Here is a 19,455-nt window from a genome sequence, read left to right on the forward strand (position 1 = left end):
ATTATTTTCAATAATTAATTATATATTTAATTGCCTTTTATTAAGTTTTTATAGTAATATGTCTTAATATATAAATAGGAGTAGTAATGTCTTTATTTAAAAATATTAACTTATTACTATTCACTATTATTTTTTCTACTACATTATTTTCTAAAGAGATAATACTTACAAAAAAAGAACAAGATTTTTTAAAAAACAATCCAACTATAATATTAGGTACAGATTCTACATGGATACCATATGTAATAAAAACTGATACTGGTGAAATATCAGGCTATGATAATTCTATCTTACAAAAAGTCAACCAATATACTGGTGCAAATTTTAAACTTATAACTGGGAAATGGAAGAATATTGTACAAAAAGCAAAAGATAGAGAAATTGATGGGCTTACAACTAGTGCAATTCATAAAGAAAGAGAAAAATATTTTAACTTTTCAGACTCTTATATAAGTTCTTATAGAGTATTAATAACTTCAAAAAAAAATCCAAAGAATATTAAGTCTATAGACGATTTAGAAGGAAAAACTATTGCCATACAAGAAGAAAACCTTTCTGATGAAAAAATAGTAAAAAATATAAAAAATACAAAGATAATAAAAGTAAAAGATTATAATAAAATTATTGAACTACTTATTTTAGGAGAAGTAGATGCAACTATTGGAAATGAAACATTAAATTATTATATTGAAGAAGAAAAACTCTCTTATATAAAAGTAATTAGTGCTTTTGAAAACTCAAAACTTAATTTAGTATTTTCTATAAGAAATGATTGGCCAGAAGCTTTATCTATTTTAAATAAAGGATTAAGGGCTATTCAAAAAGTAGAAAAACAAAAAATCCAGAGCCAATGGTTTTTATATAATAATCTATCTGAAAACAAAACTATACGAGAGAATGATTTATATAAATTTACAAAAAAAGAATTTGAGTATATAAAGAAAAATAAAGAACTAACTATGTGTATAGATCCAGACTGGATGCCTTTTGAAAAAAATGATAAAGGTAAGCATATAGGAATGACCGCAGATTATTTTAAACTAATTGAAAAAAAGACAACTATTACAATTAAAATGATTCCAACTAAATCGTGGTTACAATCTTTAGCATATGGGAAACAAAGAAAATGTGATATTTTCTCACTAGTAATTCCAACCCCAGAAAGAGAAGAATACTTAAACTTCACAAAACCATATTTAGAAATACCTCTTGTCCTTGCAACAAAAACAAATGAATTGTTTATAAATGATATAACTGCAATTAAAAATAAAAAAATGGGTATTGTAAAAGGATATGCATATGGAGAACTTTTAAGAATAAAATATCCTAATTTACAATTAGTAGATGTACGAAATATTTCTGATGGTTTAGAAAAAGTTAGTTCTGAAGAACTATTTGGATTTATAGGTTCCCTTTCAACTGTGGGATATAATATTCAGAAAAACCATATTGGTCAACTAAAAATAGCCGGAAAATTTGATGATAAATGGAAACTAAGTATAGGAGTTAGAAATGATATACCTATATTAACTTCCATACTGGACAAAGCAATTTCTTCTATATCTTCAGAAAAACACCAAGAAATATTAAATAAATGGCTTTCTGTAAAATTTGAAAAAGTTTCTTATGAATATCTTTTTGAAATATTAGCTTTTTCTTTAGTAATAATTCTAGCCATCCTTTTTATAAATAGAAAACTTTCAATCGAAGTTAACAAAAGAAAAGAAGTGGAAAACTACTTAAACTTAATTATAAAAGGTGCAGGATTAGGTACGTGGACTTGGAATCCTCAAACAAATAAAAATATTATAAATGAAACTTGGGCAAATATCATAGGCTACACAAAAGAAGAAATTGATAAAAAAAATGACTACTTATTTTTTATCTTAGAAGAAGATAAAAAAAATATTAGTAAAGCATTTGAAGAACATTTTAAAGGAAACAAAGATACTTACGAAACAGAATTTAGAATGAGAGCTAAAGATAATTCCATTAAATGGGTATATTCAAATGGTAGTATTGTGCAAAAAGATGAAGAAGGAAAGCCTTTATTAATTGCAGGAATTCATCAAGACATAACAGAAAAAAAAGAACTAGAAGAAGCAATAAGAAAACAAAATGATTTTATTATACAACAATCAAGACAAGCTGCTATGGGAGAAATGCTTGAAAATATTGCACACCAATGGAGACAACCATTATCTGTGATTACGACTTCTGCAAGTGGAGTAAAAATAAAAAAAGAGTTAGATGCACTAACAGAAAAAGAGCTTCTAGAATTTATGGATCAAATACTTAAAAGTGGTACTTATCTATCTCAAACAATAGAAGATTTTAGAGCATTTTTTAGAAAAGATAAAATTCATACTAAATTTACAGTTGAAGAACTTTTTGACAAATCATTACAATTTCTTAAGTCTAAAATAATAAATAAAAATGTACAAATAATAAAATCAATAAATGATAAAACTATCTATTCTTGTGAAAATGAACTAGTTCAAGCTTTAATAAATATTTTTAATAATGCGGTAGATGCATTAGAGAAACTTGAAAAAGATAGATATATCTTTATAGAACAATACTCAGATGAAACAAATACAACTATTATAATAAAAGATAACGCTGGAGGCATAAAAGAAGATATAATCTACAAAATTTTTGATCCATATTTTACAACAAAGCACAAAAGTCAAGGAACAGGAATAGGTTTACATATGACAAGAGAGATAATAATAAAACACTTAGAAGGTACAATTGAAAGTTCTAATGAGGTATTTGAATATGAAAATAAAAAATATAAAGGTGCTCAGTTTTTAATTAAACTTCCTAAAAAACAACATGGTTAAATTATGTTTAGATTTTTAAAATATAGTACTTTCTTTCTAGTTTTAATAATTCTTCTAACACTAAGTATCTCTAATTTCTTACACTATAAAATGAAAGAAGAACTACCTACGTATCATCTACTTACAAAGGATATGAATCTTTTAAATGATACTTATTCTTTATGTAGTGGACTTCTTAAAACAAATCCTTCTGAAGAAAATATAAGCAGTTGTAATTTAGTTTTTGTAAATATCAAAAATAAAGTTAATGAAATAAATGAAAAATGTCCCTATATAACTTTTTATATAAAATTCTTCGATAGCTCAAAAAATAAATAACTTATTTTTTATCTTAAAATAGGACTTTCTTTACATTAATAATTTTTTATGCTAAAATACGTTGTTAGTTGCCAAACCTAAAGTGATTTAGGGACGGAAAGCCACGAGTCTCAAGATAGATAGTCGGGTTGCCAAAATATCCCCTAATATTTTGATATACACACATTTTGAGACTTCTAAATTAAAAAGGAAGAAGTCATGTCATTTTTGAAAATAAGCTCAATAATTAAATTTTTCGGTTCAAATTTTTTTATATGGAGCATGCCACTTGCAGTTATTATCCTCAATATTTTTAAAGGTCGAGAAATATTTGAAACAAACGTTTTAATTGGATTAGTTATGGGGTTACTTATAAATTTTATTTGGGATATGGTAAATACTAAAATAAATAAAAAAGAGTACCATAAGAATTTATTATAGTACTCTTTAGATATGCATGAAATTAATCAAGCTAATTATATGCATTTTTACTTTGTTTTAACTTAAATAAATATAATTTTTACTTATAATACTATCAGTAATTGCTATCCCATTGAGTATAATCCTCTGGAATGCCTAATTTTGATGTATCTATCAACTCTTTTGTTTCAAAATGTTTAACAGATGCCGTTTCATTATTTAATAAACTATCTACTGCTTCTTGTACAGAAGAATAACTTCCTAAAGATTCATCATTATATATAGGATGATATTTTTTATCAACAGATTGTCCTATATCAAAAATTCCTGCGTCTGTAGGATAAGATAATAATATTCTCAAAATAACTCCTTTTCATTCTTAATATATCAAAATATTTATAAAACCATTTAAAGATTATAAAAGGTTGCATATGCAATAATTGCATATGCAACTAAAAAAAGGATTTAAATGAATTATGCTTTAAAAAATTCTATAGCTTATCGATTTATACGTGGAGCAAATAGTGTTAATAAAACATTAAATAAAAAATTAAGTCCTTATGATATAGCAATAGAACAAAGAGCAACTCTAGAAATTATTAAATTTGAATCAAACGTTAATCAAACAACAATTGCAAATCTTTTAGGAAAAGATAAAACTACAATAAGCCGTTCTTTAAACTCTTTAGAGAAAAAAGGTTTGATAAGAAAATCTGAAACCCTAGGGGATAAAAGAAGTAATAATATTGAACTAACAAATGAAGGTGAAATAATACTTGAAGAGACTATATCTGAAGTTACTTCTTTTAGAGAATCGTTAAATGAAAAATTAACTCAAGAAGAAATTAAAATGTTTTTTAAAATTATTGATAAATTAGAACTCTAATAATTTTTTATTAAATAGTTGCATATACAACCAAGAGAAAATATTATTAAAAGGATAAGAAATGAAATACTATGAAAGAATGAATAGATATGTAAGAATATCAAATGAGCTTTTTAAAGAGTTCGAAAAAATATTCAAGAAAGAAGAAGAATGTGAGTTAGTTTATTTAAACAACAATAATGACAAAGTAAACATAAAATCAAAAATCCTAGAGTTTTTGAATATAGAGGGTTCAGAGTACATGGATACAAAAGAAGGAACAAGAATTAGATTAGATAAAATTGTTTCACTAAATGGTGAAGATATTAAATATTTAAACCACTACTAATAAAGTTTTTAATTTATTCCATAAAAAAAGGGAAAAGATTTCAAACCTTTTCCCTTTTCTTCAATATGTTATAAATAAAATATATATTTATAATATTTACTTTATAGTAAATTATTTTTCGTTTAGTTTTTAACAATACTAAAAATGAGAAACCTTCATTTACACCTCCATATTGTTTGTGTTAATAAAATTGTAGCACTTTTTACATATAAAAAGCAAATAAAATTGTAATTTTTTTATAAAATCATAAATCTTAGTGAAATAATTTTGGGAAAGTGGAGGAGCTAGTCGGACTCGAACCAACGCATACCGGATTTGCAATCCGGGGCATTACCAGCTTTGCTATAGCTCCAAAGTTATAAATAAAATTAACAAATTCATTTCTCCCATTTTAACAATAAAAAGATAAAAGGGGATTTTAGTGGCAGAGAGCAAGGGATTCGAACCCTCGGAGGCGTGAACCTCGCCGGTTTTCAAAACCGGTACATTCGACCAACTCTGTCAACTCTCTAGCTATAAAAATGAATTTGTATAATAGTGGTGCGAATGGTCGGAATCGAACCGACACTCCGAAACCGGAATTGGATTTTAAGTCCAACGCGTCTACCTATTCCGCCACACTCGCACTATTGGTAGTCTCTAAGAAGTGTTCTTTCTTAAATTGGACTGGAATTATAATCAAAAAATATTTATTTGTCAAGGATTTTAATAAAAAATTTCAAAATTTTTGTTATAATCTTTTAAATTAAAAAAAATCAAAAGGTTTCATATGAGAAGTGATGAAGTAAAAAAGGGCTTTGATAGGGCTCCACACCGATCTTTATTAAGAGCAACAGGTTTACAAGATGAAGATTTTGAAAAACCATTTATTGGAGTAGCTAACTCTTTTATTGAATTAATTCCAGGACATTTTTTCCTAGATAAAGTATCAGCTATTATAAAAGAAGAGATTAAAGCTAACGGATGTGTTCCATTTGAGTTCAATACTATTGGTGTAGATGATGGTATTGCTATGGGTCATGATGGTATGTTATTTTCACTACCTTCAAGAGAATTAATTGCAAGTTCTATTGAAACTGTTATGCATGGTCATAAGCTTGATGCTATGATTGCAATTCCAAACTGTGATAAAATTGTTCCAGGTATGATTATGGGTGCATTAAGAGTAAATGTTCCAACTGTATTTGTATCTGGTGGACCAATGGAAAAAGGTTATACTAAAGATGGTACACCTATTGATTTAGCGACAGCTTTTGAAGCAGTTGGGCAACATGAAGCAGGTGAAATATCTGATGAAGAGTTACATGATATTGAGTGTAATGCATGTCCAAGTGGTGGTTCATGTTCTGGTATGTTTACAGCAAACTCGATGAATACACTTATGGAAGCTATGGGTATTGCTCTTCCAGGAAACGGTACTATTTTAGCTTTAACTCCAGAAAGAGAAGTATTATATAGACAAGCTGCAAGAAGAATCTGTGAAATTGCAAAAGATAATGCTTCAAGAGAAAAATACAAATTAAGAAATATTTTAAATGAAAATGCAGTAAGAAATGCTTTTGCAGTTGATATGGCAATGGGTGGTTCTTCAAATACAGTATTACATATGTTAGCAATTGCAAGAGAAGCAGAAGTTGATTTTAACTTAGAAGATATCAATAAAATCTCTAAAAGAGTTTCTCATATTGCTAAAATTTCTCCATCTTTATCTACTGTTCATATGGAAGATATCAACAAAGCTGGTGGTGTAAATGCAGTTATGAAAGAGATGACTAAAAGAGGTGATGATATTTTATTAGACAATCCTACTATTTCAGGAGAAACTCTTTTAGAAAAAATTGCAGATTCATATATCAAAGATACAAATATTATCCATACTATTGATAATCCATACTCAGAAGTTGGGGGATTAGCTATTTTATATGGTAACTTGGCAGAACAAGGTGCTGTTATTAAAACTGCTGGTATTACAGGGGAGAGAGTTTTCACTGGGAAAGCAGTATGTTTTGATGGACAACCAGAAGCTATTGCAGGTATCGTTGGTGGAAAAGTTACACACGGTGATGTAGTAGTTATTAGATATGAAGGTCCAAGAGGTGGTCCAGGTATGCAAGAAATGTTAGCCCCTACTTCTCTTATCATGGGAATGGGAATGGGTGATACTGTTGCACTTATTACTGATGGTAGATTTAGTGGAGCTACAAGAGGAGCATCTATTGGTCACGTATCTCCAGAAGCTGCGGAAGGTGGAATGATTGGTTTACTTAAAGATGGTGATGAGATTCACATCGATGTTGATCAATATATTTTATCTGTAAATTTAAGTGATGAAGAAATTGCAAAAAGAAAAGCAGAATTTATTCCACTTAAAAAACCTCTAACTTCAAAATGGTTAGGACAATATAGAGCACTTGTAACAAATGCAAGTTCTGGTGCAGTTTTAAAAACTGACCTATAAAACTAAAAGATAATATAGTTAAAAAACTATATTATCTTTTTCACCTTACAAACTCCATTTAGTATATATTTTACTTTATAATTAAATTTTTAAAACACTAATTGGACACTTATATCAAATAATATATATTATTAAACAATAGGATTTTACATGTTAAAAGGAATCATCACTCTATTAGTATTCCAATTTTTAGGAGAATGCTTAGCAAAACTTTTTTCACTTCTAATTCCAGGGCCAGTTATTGGAATGATTTTACTACTTATATTTCTAATACTTAGAAAAAGTAGCTTCCCTAGTCTTGACACAGCAATATCAGTACATCTTAAATATTTACCACTAATTTTTATACCTACTGCTATGGGGATAATTACACAGTTTGACATTATTGCAAAAGAGTTTTGGGCTATTATAATTTCTTTAGCCTTAGGAACTATACTTGCCCTTGCCTTTAGTGCAAAATTAATGGACTATCTTACAATCAGACAAGAAGAAAAATCATGAATTTTGATGCATTAATAGAATATATAAATACAACTCCATTAACTTGGCTTATACTAACATTGGTTTCATACAAATTTGGAATTATAATCTATACAAAATTTAATAAACATACTTTATTACAACCTATTATCATTTCATATATTATTATTCTAACTACTGTATTAATAACAGATACTCCATATAAAGATTATTTTAAAAGTGTAGAAATAATCAATTTTTTTTTAGGACCAGCAACTGTATCTTTAGCTTTACCATTATTTAACAATTTAAAACATATTAAAGCACTATTTATACCTATTATAATAACACTTAGTATTACAGTGTTATTTTCTATAGCTATTACAGCTAGTTTATTATGGATATTAGATGCACAATTAGCAACTATACTATCAATGACTACAAAATCAGTAACAGCACCTATTGCTATTATAACATCAGAACAAATTGGAGCTATCCCTTCTCTTGCTATTGGGTTTGTTATTATTACGGGAATCCTTGGGGCTATATTGGGAACATCTATTTTTAAATTTATGAAAATCAAACATGATAGCTCAAAAGGTTTTGCACTAGGAATAATCTCTCATGCAATAGGAACAGCAAGAGCAATTGAAATAAGTGAAAGAGCAGCAGCTTTTTCTGCTTTAGCAATGGGAATAGGAGGTATTTTTACTGCAATTATACTACCTCTTTTAATAAGTTTTCTCCCATAATTTTTAAGTTTAAACCTAAAAAAGCTTTAAAATTAACTTTTTTTATTATGATTTAGATTTAAAATCCAAAAAACTTTAAAATATAAAAAGAAATTTTAAAATTTTTTTTTATATTTTTTCTATATTTTTTATTACATTTACTTTCCTCATAAAATAAATTTCAAATAAGTAATACTTTTATTTTTTAACTTAAGTTATTACTCCATTAGTAGATTATATTTTTTATTTATTTTTTCAAAGAATAATTATTTAAAAAAATTCTTTTATATTTTTTTTGCACAAAAATGACTAAATCAAGGGCTCTGTAGTCACTTGTCATTTGATATTAGTCAAGAAGCTTTATTAAAAATGATTTTAAAATTTCAAAGTACTTTAGATGATTAAGTATTGAAAAGTAAATTTAAATAGGTGATTTTACTTTAAACTTTTAATTATTTATAAATTTCAAACAAGGAGAAATATATGGCACTTTCAAGAAGAGAATTTCTTAAAAGTTCAGCAGCAGCATCTGCTGCAGCAGCAGTTGGAATGAATATACCAAGTGAACTACAAGCAGCAGCTAATAATGCTGAAAATAGTTGGAGATGGGATAAGGCAGCTTGTCGATTCTGTGGAACAGGTTGTGGAATAATGCTTGCAACAAAAGGTGGAAGAATCGTTGCAGTAAAAGGAGATCCAGCATCTCCAGTTAATAGAGGACTTAATTGTATTAAAGGTTATTTTAATGCAAAAATCATGTACGGAGCTGATAGATTAAAGCAACCTTTATTAAGAGTAAACTCAAAAGGTGAGTTTGATAAGCAAGGAAAATTTGCTCCTGTATCTTGGAAAAGAGCTTTTGATGAAATGGAAATTCACGCTAAAAAAGCATTAAAACAAAATGGTCCAGAAAGTGTTGGTGTATTTGGTTCAGGTCAATATACTATCATGGAAGGATATGCCGCACAAAAAATGATGAAAGGTGGATTTAGATCAAATGCCATCGACCCAAATGCTAGACACTGTATGGCATCTGCAGTTGTTGGTTTTTACCAAACATTTGGTATTGACGAGCCTTCTGGTTGTTATGATGATATTGAACTTACAGATACTATAGTTACGTGGGGTTCAAATATGGCTGAAATGCACCCTATTTTATGGTCAAGAGTTACAGATAGAAAATTATCTGACCCTAAAAATGTAAAAGTTGTAAATATCTCAACATATAGACATAGAACTTCAGACTTAGCTGATATGGAGATTATTTTTACTCCTCATACAGATTTAGCATTATGGAATTATATTGCACACGAAATTGTATTTAACAATCCAGAAGCTATTGATTGGGATTTTGTAAAAAAACATATTGTATTTGCAGCATCACCAGTTAATATGGGTTATGGAATGAGAAAAGAAAATGAAAAATCTATGGACAAATATACAGCCAAAGAAAAAGAGACTATGGCTAAACAAATGTCTAAAGTAATTTCTGAGACTGAAGCTCCTGCTTTAAAACCATATGGTTATAATGCTGGAGATAACATGGTAAATAAACCTGCTGGTTTAAAACACTGGGAAATCTCTTTTGAAGAGTATAAAAAATTCTTAGAACCATATAACTTAGACTATGTAGCTAAAATTTCAAAAGGTGACCCTGATGAAGATATTAATGAGTTTAAGAAAAAACTTAAAACTTTAGCTAACTTATATATTGAAAAATCAAGAAAAGTTATTTCTTTCTGGACAATGGGAATGAACCAACATACAAGAGGAACTTGGGTAAATACTTTAGCATACAATGTGCACTTCTTGTTAAATAAACAAGCTAAACCAGGTTCGGGAGCATTTTCATTAACAGGGCAACCATCTGCTTGTGGTACAGCAAGAGAAGTTGGTACATTTACACATAGATTACCAGCAGATATGATGGTAAAAAATCCAAAACATAGAGCTATTACAGAAAAAGGTTGGAATATTCCTGCTGGAACACTAAACCCAATTGGAAACCAACATATTATGAAAATCTTTAGAGATTTAGAAGATGGATTTTTAAAATTTGCATGGATTCAAGTAACAAATATTTTCCATACTACAGCATCTGCCTCACATTGGATTAAAGCTGCAAGAGAAATGGATAACTTCATTGTTTGTTCTGATCCATATCCTGGTATTTCTGGAAAAATCTCTGATTTAATTTTACCAACAGCTATGATTTATGAAAAATGGGGAGCTTATGGTAATGCTGAAAGAAGAACTCAACATTGGAGACAACAAGTATTACCAGCAGGTGATGCAATGACTGATACATGGCAAATGGTAGAATTTATGAAAAGGTTTACTATAAAAGATTTATGGGGTGAATATACTCTTAGAAATGGTAAAAAATTACCTAGTGTAATTTCAGCAGCTAAACAAATGGGATATAAAGAAGATACATCAATGTATGAAGTTCTATTTGCAAATAAAAGAGCTAAATCTTACAAGTTAAGTCAAGATGATCCAATCCAAAAAGGTTTTGATAATACTGAATGTTTAGGGGATAGTAGAAATGTTGTTGGTTCAGATGGGAAAGTATTTAATGGATATGGATTCTTTATTCAAAAGTATCTATTTGAAGAGTATGCTGACTTTGGACGAGGACATGCACATGACTTAGCTGACTTTGATACTTATCATAGAGTTAGAGGTCTTAAATGGCCTGTAGTTGATGGAAAAGAGACTCAATGGAGATTTAATACTAAATATGATCCATATGCTAAAAAAGCAAATCCAAATGGAGATTTTGCTTTCTATGGACCATTAGCTAAAGCATTATCGCAAGGTGATTTGCTTGGAGTAAAAGATAAAGCTAAAAAATCTCTTAAAAATAAAGCTAAAATTTTTGCTAGACCATATATGGATCCACCAGAAATGCCAGATAAAGAGTACCCATTATGGATGTCTACAGGTAGAGTACTTGAGCATTGGCATTCAGGAAGTATGACAATGAGAGTTCCAGAATTATATAGAGCTGTTCCAGAAGCACTTGTATATATTCACCCTGATGATGCTAAGAAATTTGATGTAAAACAAGGTCAGCTTGCATGGGTAGAATCTAGAAGAGGAAGAGTAAAAGCTAGAGTTGAAACTAGAGGAAGAAACAGACCTTCTAGAAATCTTATTTATGTTCCTTTCTTTGATGAGAAGGTATTTATTAATAAAGTATGTTTAGATGCAACTTGTCCTCAATCAGGACAAACGGACTTCAAAAAATGTGCTGTAAAAGTATATAGAGCCTAATTTATAAAAATAGAAAAATGGAGAAGAAAATGAAATTAACTAAAATAACTTTAGGATTTTTTACAGCAGCTACTATTCTTATTATTGGATGTTCTGCTACTCAAACAATAAGTGAAGAGTCTTTAGGTATAAGAAAAACTAGTTTATATTCTGAGAATGATGCATTTCCAGTTAAAACAGAATATATCAAAAAAGCAGCAGGGGAAAGTAAACTAATTGAGAGGGCATTTGAAAATGCTCCTCCTATGATTCCTCATAATGTAGAAGGAATGTATCCAATTACAACTAATAATAATGCTTGTACAGGGTGTCACCTTCCTGCTGTTGCAGAAGCAATAAATGCAACAGTAATCCCTCAGTCACATTTTACAAACTTTAGACCAGACACATCTTTAGCAAAAAATGGAAAAATTGCTAAAGAAGGTAAAGCTGTAACTAATACAAGTGATTTTAAAGTTATTGGAAAGCCTTTAACTAAATTATCTGGTACAAGATTCAACTGTACTCAATGTCATGTTCCACAATCAATGACTTCAAGTGCTCCTAAAAATGAATTTGAAGTAAAATTTAGAGCAGTAGAACATAATAAAAAATCTAACTTAATTGATAATATCAACGAAGGTGTTGATACAATTAACTAGTTAAGAAAGAGAGTTTTTCTCTCTTTCTAACTTTTTATTAAATCCCATCAAACAAATCTAAAAAATCTTTTTATATCTTTTCTATATTTTTTATACAATACATATAATAGTCCAATTAATTCATCATAATAAAACATACACCCATACAATATATCCTTTTAATAAATCTAAATTTATATTATAAATTTCTTTATACTTTTTTTGCACAAAATTACGTTTTAATGGTACTTGCAGAAGCATTTTATTTGATTTTAGTCAAGGGTTTTAACGTAAAAGAGTTTTATAATTTCAATGTGCTTTAAAGATATTAAAATGAAAACTTACCGCAGATAAGATTGATTTTTAAATTATACAAAAGAAGAAAACTTTTCCTTCTTATCTTTAAACTAACTGATGGCATTTATTTCTCCTTATAAAAATTTATGCCATCTCCTGATTTTAATTTAATTATATTTTTCTATACCACCAATTGGACACCAAAAATAAATATAGTATATGAGTAAATATAAATTTATATTTTATTACAACCTTTAAATATATATGGAGAATAAAAATGTTAAAAAGTTTAAATGTCTTATATGCAGAAAATGAAGACATTATACGCGAAAATGTTGTGGAAGCCTTAGAATTTATGTCAATGAAAGTGACATCAGTTACAAATGGGGAAGAAGCATATAAAGAATATCTAAAAAATAAACCAGATATCATAATTTTAGATATAGAAATACCAATTTGCAATGGACTAGAATTAGCAGAAAAAATTCGTATAAAGGATAAAGATACACAAATCATAATTGCCACAAAATCCACAAACTTAGAATACCTATTAAAAGCAGTAGAGCTTAATCTTGTAAAATATTTATTAAAACCTGTTTCTTTAAATGATTTAAAAAGTACATTGACAATTTGTATAGATAACTTAAAGTATAAAAGTGAAAGAATCAACAAATATTTTAATGACAATGATTACTATAATCTATCTGAACAATGCCTATTTGTAAATAAAAAAATTGTAAGACTAGATAACCATGAAAGAGATTTCTTAGAATTACTATTAAGAAACCACAAAAGAATCGTATTTTATAGTGAAATAGAAAAACAAATATGGAAAAATAAAATGAGTAGTGCAGCAATAAGATCTTTAGTACGTAATTTACGAAAAAAACTTCCAGATAATGTAATAGAAAATGTCTCTAAAACAGGATATAAAGTAATTATAAAAAATTAATTTGAAAAAACACTATAAATAAAAAGTCATTTATTACCTTAAAAATAAAATATTTTAGCTATCTAAGCCCCACAAAAACTCCACACTGTATTAACAGTTTATTAACGTTTTATTCAAAAATAGTTTACATTTAGGTAATATAATTTTTTAATCATTTAATTAAAAAGGAATTTAAATATGACAAAATCAATTATTATAGCAATATTATTTGCTACAAGTGTATTTGCAGATACTATAGATTTTCAAATGGCAGAAAAATCTGTCAAAAGAGTATCTCCAAGTGAACAAAATCAAATACTTTCTTTTCACAATAGTATAAAAAAACCAATGAAATCTGTTGTTAATATAGCAGCAAAAAGAAAAGTATCTTCAAATGCAGGAAATATTCCATTTCAAATGTTTAACGACCCAATGCTAAGAAGATTTTTTGGAGACCAATTTAATGAACAATTTCAACAAAATAGAATTCAAAGGTCATTAGGTTCTGGTGTAATTATTTCAAAAGATGGATACATTGTTACAAATAACCATGTAGTGGAAAATGCAGATGAAATTACAATTACTATTGCTGATAATCCAAAAGAATATAATGCAAGAGTAATAGGTAAAGATTCTGATAGTGATTTAGCTGTTATCAAAATTGAAGGTAAAAACTTTGATGCAATTAGTTTTGGTTATTCAAACACACTTGAAGTTGGAGATTTAATTTTTGCAATTGGTAATCCATTTGGTATAGGAAGTACTGTTACTCAAGGTATTATTTCTGCATTAAATAAAGACAATGTAGGAATTAATAGATATGAAAACTTTATTCAAACAGATGCATCTATTAACCCAGGGAACTCAGGTGGTGCACTTGTAGATAGTAGAGGAGCATTAATTGGAATTAATAGTGCAATTATCTCAAAGTCTGGTGGAAACAACGGTATTGGGTTTGCAATCCCTGTTGCAATGGTTAAAGATGTTGTAAAAAAATTAATTACTGACGGTAAAGTTACTAGAGGTTATTTAGGTGTAGTAATTGATGATTTAAAACAAAACCTAACTAAACTCTATAAACGAAATACAGGTGCTTTAGTTCTAGATGTTGCAAATGATACTCCAGCTAAAAAAGCAGGTCTAAAAAGAGGTGATTTAATTTATTCAATTAATAATAGAGAAATCAGAGATAGAAAAGGTCTTCAAAATGTAATTGCATCATTTAAACCAAATGAAACAATCACAGTAAAACTTGAAAGAGATAAAAAAGATATTATTATAAAAATTACATTAGGTAATAGAGCTGGTCTTATAACATCAGATGCAAATAATGGTAACTTCCTAGGTGGATTATTTCTATCAGAAATTGATGCAAATATGATAAAAAGATTTAGATTAAGTTCAAATGTTAGTGGAGTATTAATTACAGCAGTTGAAGCAGGTTCAGAAGCTGAAAAAGTAGGTTTTCAACCAGGTGATGTTATCATTCAAGTAGAAGATATAGAAGTAAAAAGTTTTGCTAATGTCCAAGAGGCAATTAGAAAATATAATAAATTAGACAAAAGAATATATGTAAATAGATATGGACAAACTATTCTTTTAGCTATAAAATAAAGGATAAGCCATAGTTCAAGTTCTAATGATAGAAGATGATTTAGAGTTAGCTCAAATCATCACTGAATATCTAGCTTCATATGATATAGAAGTAACAAATACAGATAGCCCTTATAATGGGCTATCTATGCTTAACCTAAATGATTATAAACTATTGATTTTAGACTTAACTTTACCAGAAATAGATGGACTTGAAGTTATTCCAAAAGTAAGAGAAAAATCTGACATTCCAATTATTATTTCTAGTGCTAGAGATGATATATTAGATAAAGTTATGGGATTAGAAAGAGGAGCAGATGATTATCTTCCTAAACCATATAATCCAAGAGAACTACAAGCTAGAATCAAAGCAATTTTAAAAAGAATAACTCCTGTTGAAAAAAAGGAAGATGTAAAACCATCAGATTTTGTATTAAAAGAAGATGATATTCAGATTTATTTTAAAAATGAACTTTTATCTTTAACTCTTGCAGAATTTGATATTTTAAAATTGATGATTCAAAGAAACGGCGCAGTAGTTGCACGTGAAGATTTTATTTATGCAAGTGACCATATAGAAGATGATAGTAGTCTAAAAAATATTGATGTTATGATTTCAAGAATACGAAACAAACTATCAAAGGTTGATGATAGTAAAACATTTATTAAATCAGTAAGAGGAATTGGTTACCAACTTTTATGATTCGTAATATTTCCATCTCTGCATTTATCAACACTATTTTTATTTTAGCATTAATTGCTATATCAATTACATTTGCTATTTTTATTAAACTTGATAAGCAAAGATATAATATTACAATGCAAAAAAAATATGAACTTGTATCAGAAAGCGTATTAAAATCACTAGAAGCAAACCCTTCTAAAAGTGGTATAAAAATTATAATAGATCAGTTCAAAGTTAAACAATTAGAAGACAGTGATTTAAAACTAACAATAATCAATGATGCCAAACCAATATTAATAAGAAAAACAAACTTTGGTATGTATAGAATATTTAGTTTAGATGATGTTTTATATATCTATGTTCAAAAAGATGGTTATAACTTGATGTTGCAAGATACTCAAAACTATTCATACAACTTACTTATTATTTCACTTGCTATTGCTTTATCCCTTGGTATTTTACTATCATTGTATTATATTTTAAAAAGAAAACTAAAACCTCTTAGGGTTTTAAATAATGAGATTAAAAAATTCTCAAATGGTAATTTAAATATAAAAATAAAATTTAATAGTAGTGATGAAATAGGAACAATTGCCAAAACCTTTGATGAAGCTATCACACATATAAATAATCAAACAAAATCAAAAGAACTTTTCATGCGTAATATGATGCATGAGCTAAAAACTCCTATTACAAAAGCAATGTTCATAGCAGAAACACTTGAAGATGAAAAGAAAAAAGAGATGCTTCAAAGAGCTTTTCATAGAATGGATGATATTATTAAAGAGCTTGCAATGGTTGAAAAGCTTACATCAAATAATACTTTTGTATATAAAGAACTTACATCTTTCTTTAAAATCTACACAAAGACAATTGAAATCACTATGATAAATGCAGATAAAATCACATCTAAAATAAGTGATTTTAAATTAAATGCTGATACTGCAATGTTCTCTGTTGCACTTAAAAATTTAATAGATAATGCAATTAAATTTTCTCCAAATAAACATGCAACAATAAATGCAAATAAACATCGTATAGACGTTATTTCAGAAGGAGAGCCTCTAAAATATGACCTTGAATATTATACAGAACCATTTTCTCAAGAAGAAAAAAGAAGTGATGGTTTTGGATTAGGACTTTATATTGTAAAAACAATTGCTAACTTACATGATTATAAACTAATTTATAAACACACAAAAGGCAAAAATATTTTTACGATTTTGATAGATTAACATCTTTCATAATTTCAAACCAATTTCTATTAAAATTCTTTTTAATATATTTTTCTTTGTGTGGAACTAGACAAGCAGAACAATTTTGATGAATATAATCCTCTCCTATATACTGTGCACCATCTTTAGAATCAATACCACAATATGAAAAAAGCGTTTTATCTTCTTGTTTTTCTATCCCGTCAACATCAAATCTAAAGTTTGGACAGGCACATAAATAACAGTTTAATTCTTCATAATCATGGCATTTTTTATTATCTTTATATAAAGGACAAAAATCATTCTCTTTTTCAACCATATTATCAAATCTAAAATATTTAATAACCTCATCATCACTTAAATCTTTAAGTCTTTCCATAATCTTTGCATGCTTTTCTCCATGCGTATTAAACCACTCTGTATATGTCATTAATTTAATTCCTCTGAATCTATTATAAAAGTAACCGGTCCATCATTTTGGATACTAACATCCATCATAGCACCAAATTCTCCTGTTTGAGTATGTACTCCTACTTTTTCTACTTCTTGGACAAACTCTTCATATAAAGCATTTGCAAGCTCTGGTTTCTCACTATCATCAAAACTAGGACGTCGTCCTTTCTTTACATTCCCAGCAAGTGTAAACTGTGAAATAATCAAAGCTTCACCTTGAACATCTAAAAGTGATAAATTCATTTTTCCATTTTCATCAGAAAAAATTCTAAGGTTTACTATCTTATTTACAAGCTTTTCAATATCTTTAGATGTATCACCTTTTTTAATACCAAGTAAAATGTTAAGCCCTACTCCAATTTTCCCTACTATCCTATCATCAACTTTCACACTTGATGAACTTACTCTTTGAATAACTACTATCATTTATATTCCAATCTATTTACTACTAACTTTTTATTCTTAAATGGATCTATAAACGCTTTTATCTCATCAAACTTATACTTCAAAGGAAAACCTATAGAAGAATTCTTTGCGGTACTTTCTAACTTATAAAAAGGTTTTCCATTTATATACAGAGCTTTTTTATTTGGTAAAATTATTCCTAAATTTACTACTACAAAAATATGTTTTGGAACTAATACAAAATAAGCTTCATAACCTTTTGCATTTAGTAAAGAAATTAAAAGATTACTCTTATCATCGCAATCTCCAAAATTCTGTTCTAAGACATTTTTCCCGCTTCTTGCTACAGATTCATTTATCTTATAAGGAATATTTGTCACAAGATTTAACATACTTTGTACTTCACAAACTTTTGTTTGACAATCTTTAGTTAAATTCTTTGCTAATTTTTTCGTATAGTCATCAGTTCTAACTTGATTTACATAAGTTAAGCCATCAATATCTATATATTGATTCTTTACAATAAAAAAAGATTTATAAATTAAAAAACCAATAAAAACTACTGATAAAACTGAAACTACAATCGACATGTAGTAAGCAATCTTACTTTTAAAAAGCATTTATAACCTCTTTTAACTTTCTAATATTTTCTTGTGAATTTACATAAATATTAATAAAATACTCATCAATAAAATCATATTTAGCACAATTAGAAAGTTTAATACCTTTCTCTTCTAACATATCTATAAACTCTTGTGAGCTTATATCTTTTAGTTTTATCAAAATTGAGTTTGTGTTACTTTTAAAAAGACAATCCACATATTTACAATCCTCAAAAATCTTTTCTATCTCTATTCTATTTTTAATATTTATACTATTTGAAATAGCTTTAAACCTACTATCTTTTATAGACTCTTCTAAATATTTAATATCAAACTTTGATAATTTATTCTCTGGTTCAAACTTCCTTAAATTACCTATGTTTTCTTTATTTGAGAATATTGTTGAAATATTTAATTCAGCATTCGAATAAAACTCACTTAAATCTTTTATCACATATACTTTTGAATACTCATTAAAAAATTTTATTGAGGATTCATTATTAGAAAAATCTAATAAACTCTCATCTAGAAGAACAGTTGCCTCCATTGAAACCCAATACTCAAAAAGTTTTTCTAAATCGTAATATGTACCATCTAAGGATGAAGGGTTTGCAAAGATAACAATACTTTGTTTTTTAATAGGTAAAAATAAATTCTCAAATCGATTTATTAGTCTTACTTCATAGTCTAAGTTTGAAGCTGCTTCTTTATATTCTAAAGTGCAAGGAGAATATATAAAACAGTATTTTAGTTTTAAAAATTTTAGTATTGAATATATAACTGAACTATATCCATTAAAAAGCTCTATTTGATTTTTATTTATCTTATATCTATACTCTAAAAGTTTTAATAAACTTTCATAATTTGTATTTTTTAAACTATCTATTTTATTATAATCAATTTCAATATTTGGTTTTAAAAAATTTATTTTATTAGAAAAATCTATCATGG

The 19,455-nt window shown here is 27.6% G+C and carries 19 protein-coding genes, 3 tRNA genes and 1 riboswitch; of the genes, 14 read left to right on the forward strand and 8 right to left on the reverse strand.

What is annotated here, in order from left to right:
* Positions 1 to 86 precede the first annotated feature (86 nt).
* From BT997_RS12665 to BT997_RS12675, 3 genes are all read left to right on the forward strand, one after another.
* Positions 87 to 2,846: a transporter substrate-binding domain-containing protein gene (locus tag BT997_RS12665; RefSeq protein WP_072682316.1), complete on the forward strand. Its 2,760-nt coding sequence runs from the start codon at positions 87 to 89 to the stop codon at positions 2,844 to 2,846.
* Between the two features lie 3 nt (positions 2,847 to 2,849).
* Positions 2,850 to 3,164: a hypothetical protein gene (locus BT997_RS12670; RefSeq protein ID WP_072682317.1), complete on the forward strand. Its 315-nt coding sequence runs from the start codon at positions 2,850 to 2,852 to the stop codon at positions 3,162 to 3,164.
* A 60-nt stretch (positions 3,165 to 3,224) separates the two neighbouring features.
* Positions 3,225 to 3,300, forward strand: a riboswitch (cyclic di-GMP riboswitch).
* 62 nt (positions 3,301 to 3,362) lie between these two features.
* Positions 3,363 to 3,584, forward strand: a complete 222-nt coding sequence (locus tag BT997_RS12675) for a hypothetical protein (protein WP_072682318.1) — start codon at positions 3,363 to 3,365, stop codon at positions 3,582 to 3,584.
* Positions 3,585 to 3,678: 94 nt separating this feature from the next.
* Here BT997_RS12675 and BT997_RS12680 read toward each other — a convergent pair whose 3' ends face one another.
* Complete coding sequence (locus tag BT997_RS12680) at positions 3,679 to 3,924, reverse strand: hypothetical protein (RefSeq protein ID WP_072682319.1); 246 nt, start codon at positions 3,922 to 3,924, stop codon at positions 3,679 to 3,681.
* 108 nt (positions 3,925 to 4,032) lie between these two features.
* Between BT997_RS12680 and BT997_RS12685 the strand changes: the two genes are divergently transcribed.
* Both BT997_RS12685 and BT997_RS12690 read left to right on the forward strand, forming a co-directional pair.
* Positions 4,033 to 4,449, forward strand: a complete 417-nt coding sequence (locus BT997_RS12685; protein ID WP_072682320.1) for a MarR family winged helix-turn-helix transcriptional regulator — start codon at positions 4,033 to 4,035, stop codon at positions 4,447 to 4,449.
* Positions 4,450 to 4,510: 61 nt separating this feature from the next.
* Positions 4,511 to 4,777 carry a hypothetical protein gene (locus tag BT997_RS12690; protein ID WP_072682321.1) on the forward strand — a complete coding sequence of 89 codons (267 nt, stop codon included), beginning with the start codon at positions 4,511 to 4,513 and terminating at the stop codon, positions 4,775 to 4,777.
* Between the two features lie 276 nt (positions 4,778 to 5,053).
* Here BT997_RS12690 and BT997_RS12695 read toward each other — a convergent pair.
* The 3 genes from BT997_RS12695 to BT997_RS12705 form a co-directional block, all read right to left on the reverse strand.
* A tRNA-Cys gene (locus tag BT997_RS12695) sits at positions 5,054 to 5,129 on the reverse strand.
* A gap of 70 nt (positions 5,130 to 5,199) precedes the next feature.
* A tRNA-Ser gene (locus BT997_RS12700) sits at positions 5,200 to 5,288 on the reverse strand.
* 27 nt (positions 5,289 to 5,315) lie between these two features.
* Positions 5,316 to 5,402, reverse strand: a tRNA-Leu gene (locus tag BT997_RS12705).
* Between the two features lie 144 nt (positions 5,403 to 5,546).
* On the opposite strand from BT997_RS12705, the gene ilvD reads away from it, so the two are divergent.
* The 9 genes from ilvD to BT997_RS12750 all read left to right on the forward strand — a co-directional run bounded on the left by ilvD (position 5,547) and on the right by BT997_RS12750 (position 17,065).
* Positions 5,547 to 7,235, forward strand: a complete 1,689-nt coding sequence (gene ilvD / locus BT997_RS12710) for a dihydroxy-acid dehydratase (protein WP_072682322.1) — start codon at positions 5,547 to 5,549, stop codon at positions 7,233 to 7,235.
* Positions 7,236 to 7,385: 150 nt separating this feature from the next.
* Positions 7,386 to 7,736, forward strand: coding sequence for a CidA/LrgA family protein (locus tag BT997_RS12715; RefSeq protein WP_072682323.1), 351 nt, complete (start codon positions 7,386 to 7,388; stop codon positions 7,734 to 7,736).
* On the forward strand, positions 7,733 to 8,446 hold the full coding sequence (locus BT997_RS12720; RefSeq protein WP_072682324.1) for an LrgB family protein: 714 nt from the start codon (positions 7,733 to 7,735) through the stop codon (positions 8,444 to 8,446). Before BT997_RS12715 ends, BT997_RS12720 begins: the two co-directional genes overlap by 4 nt.
* A gap of 462 nt (positions 8,447 to 8,908) precedes the next feature.
* Complete coding sequence (gene napA / locus BT997_RS12725) at positions 8,909 to 11,704, forward strand: nitrate reductase catalytic subunit NapA (RefSeq protein ID WP_072682325.1); 2,796 nt, start codon at positions 8,909 to 8,911, stop codon at positions 11,702 to 11,704.
* 29 nt (positions 11,705 to 11,733) lie between these two features.
* The gene (locus tag BT997_RS12730; RefSeq protein WP_072682326.1) at positions 11,734 to 12,345 is read left to right on the forward strand and encodes a nitrate reductase cytochrome c-type subunit; all 612 of its coding nucleotides are present in this window, start codon (positions 11,734 to 11,736) and stop codon (positions 12,343 to 12,345) included.
* A 553-nt stretch (positions 12,346 to 12,898) separates the two neighbouring features.
* Entirely contained in the window at positions 12,899 to 13,573 is a 675-nt protein-coding gene (locus BT997_RS12735) for a response regulator transcription factor (protein WP_072682327.1), read from the forward strand.
* 177 nt (positions 13,574 to 13,750) lie between these two features.
* A complete protein-coding gene (locus BT997_RS12740) occupies positions 13,751 to 15,166 on the forward strand; it encodes a Do family serine endopeptidase (RefSeq protein ID WP_072682328.1) in 1,416 nt (471 codons plus the stop codon).
* Positions 15,167 to 15,176: 10 nt separating this feature from the next.
* Positions 15,177 to 15,848: a response regulator transcription factor gene (locus BT997_RS12745; RefSeq protein WP_174247245.1), complete on the forward strand. Its 672-nt coding sequence runs from the start codon at positions 15,177 to 15,179 to the stop codon at positions 15,846 to 15,848.
* Complete coding sequence (locus BT997_RS12750) at positions 15,845 to 17,065, forward strand: ArsS family sensor histidine kinase (RefSeq protein ID WP_072682330.1); 1,221 nt, start codon at positions 15,845 to 15,847, stop codon at positions 17,063 to 17,065. The genes BT997_RS12745 and BT997_RS12750 overlap by 4 nt, the downstream gene beginning before the upstream one ends.
* Here BT997_RS12750 and BT997_RS12755 read toward each other — a convergent pair.
* From BT997_RS12755 to BT997_RS12770, 4 genes are read right to left on the reverse strand one after another with little or no spacing between them, the layout of a single operon-like run.
* On the reverse strand, positions 17,046 to 17,474 hold the full coding sequence (locus tag BT997_RS12755; RefSeq protein ID WP_072682331.1) for a hypothetical protein: 429 nt from the start codon (positions 17,472 to 17,474) through the stop codon (positions 17,046 to 17,048). The genes BT997_RS12750 and BT997_RS12755 overlap by 20 nt on opposite strands.
* Positions 17,474 to 17,923: a D-aminoacyl-tRNA deacylase gene (gene dtd / locus BT997_RS12760; protein ID WP_072682332.1), complete on the reverse strand. Its 450-nt coding sequence runs from the start codon at positions 17,921 to 17,923 to the stop codon at positions 17,474 to 17,476. Before dtd ends, BT997_RS12755 begins: the two co-directional genes overlap by 1 nt.
* Positions 17,920 to 18,522 carry a transglutaminase domain-containing protein gene (locus BT997_RS12765; RefSeq protein WP_072682333.1) on the reverse strand — a complete coding sequence of 201 codons (603 nt, stop codon included), beginning with the start codon at positions 18,520 to 18,522 and terminating at the stop codon, positions 17,920 to 17,922. The genes dtd and BT997_RS12765 overlap by 4 nt, the downstream gene beginning before the upstream one ends.
* Complete coding sequence (locus tag BT997_RS12770; protein WP_072682334.1) at positions 18,512 to 19,453, reverse strand: hypothetical protein; 942 nt, start codon at positions 19,451 to 19,453, stop codon at positions 18,512 to 18,514. The genes BT997_RS12765 and BT997_RS12770 overlap by 11 nt, the downstream gene beginning before the upstream one ends.
* Between the last annotated feature and the right edge of the window lie 2 nt (positions 19,454 to 19,455).

The organism is Arcobacter sp. LA11 (assembly GCF_001895145.1).
Taxonomy (GTDB): Bacteria; Campylobacterota; Campylobacteria; order Campylobacterales; family Arcobacteraceae; genus Halarcobacter.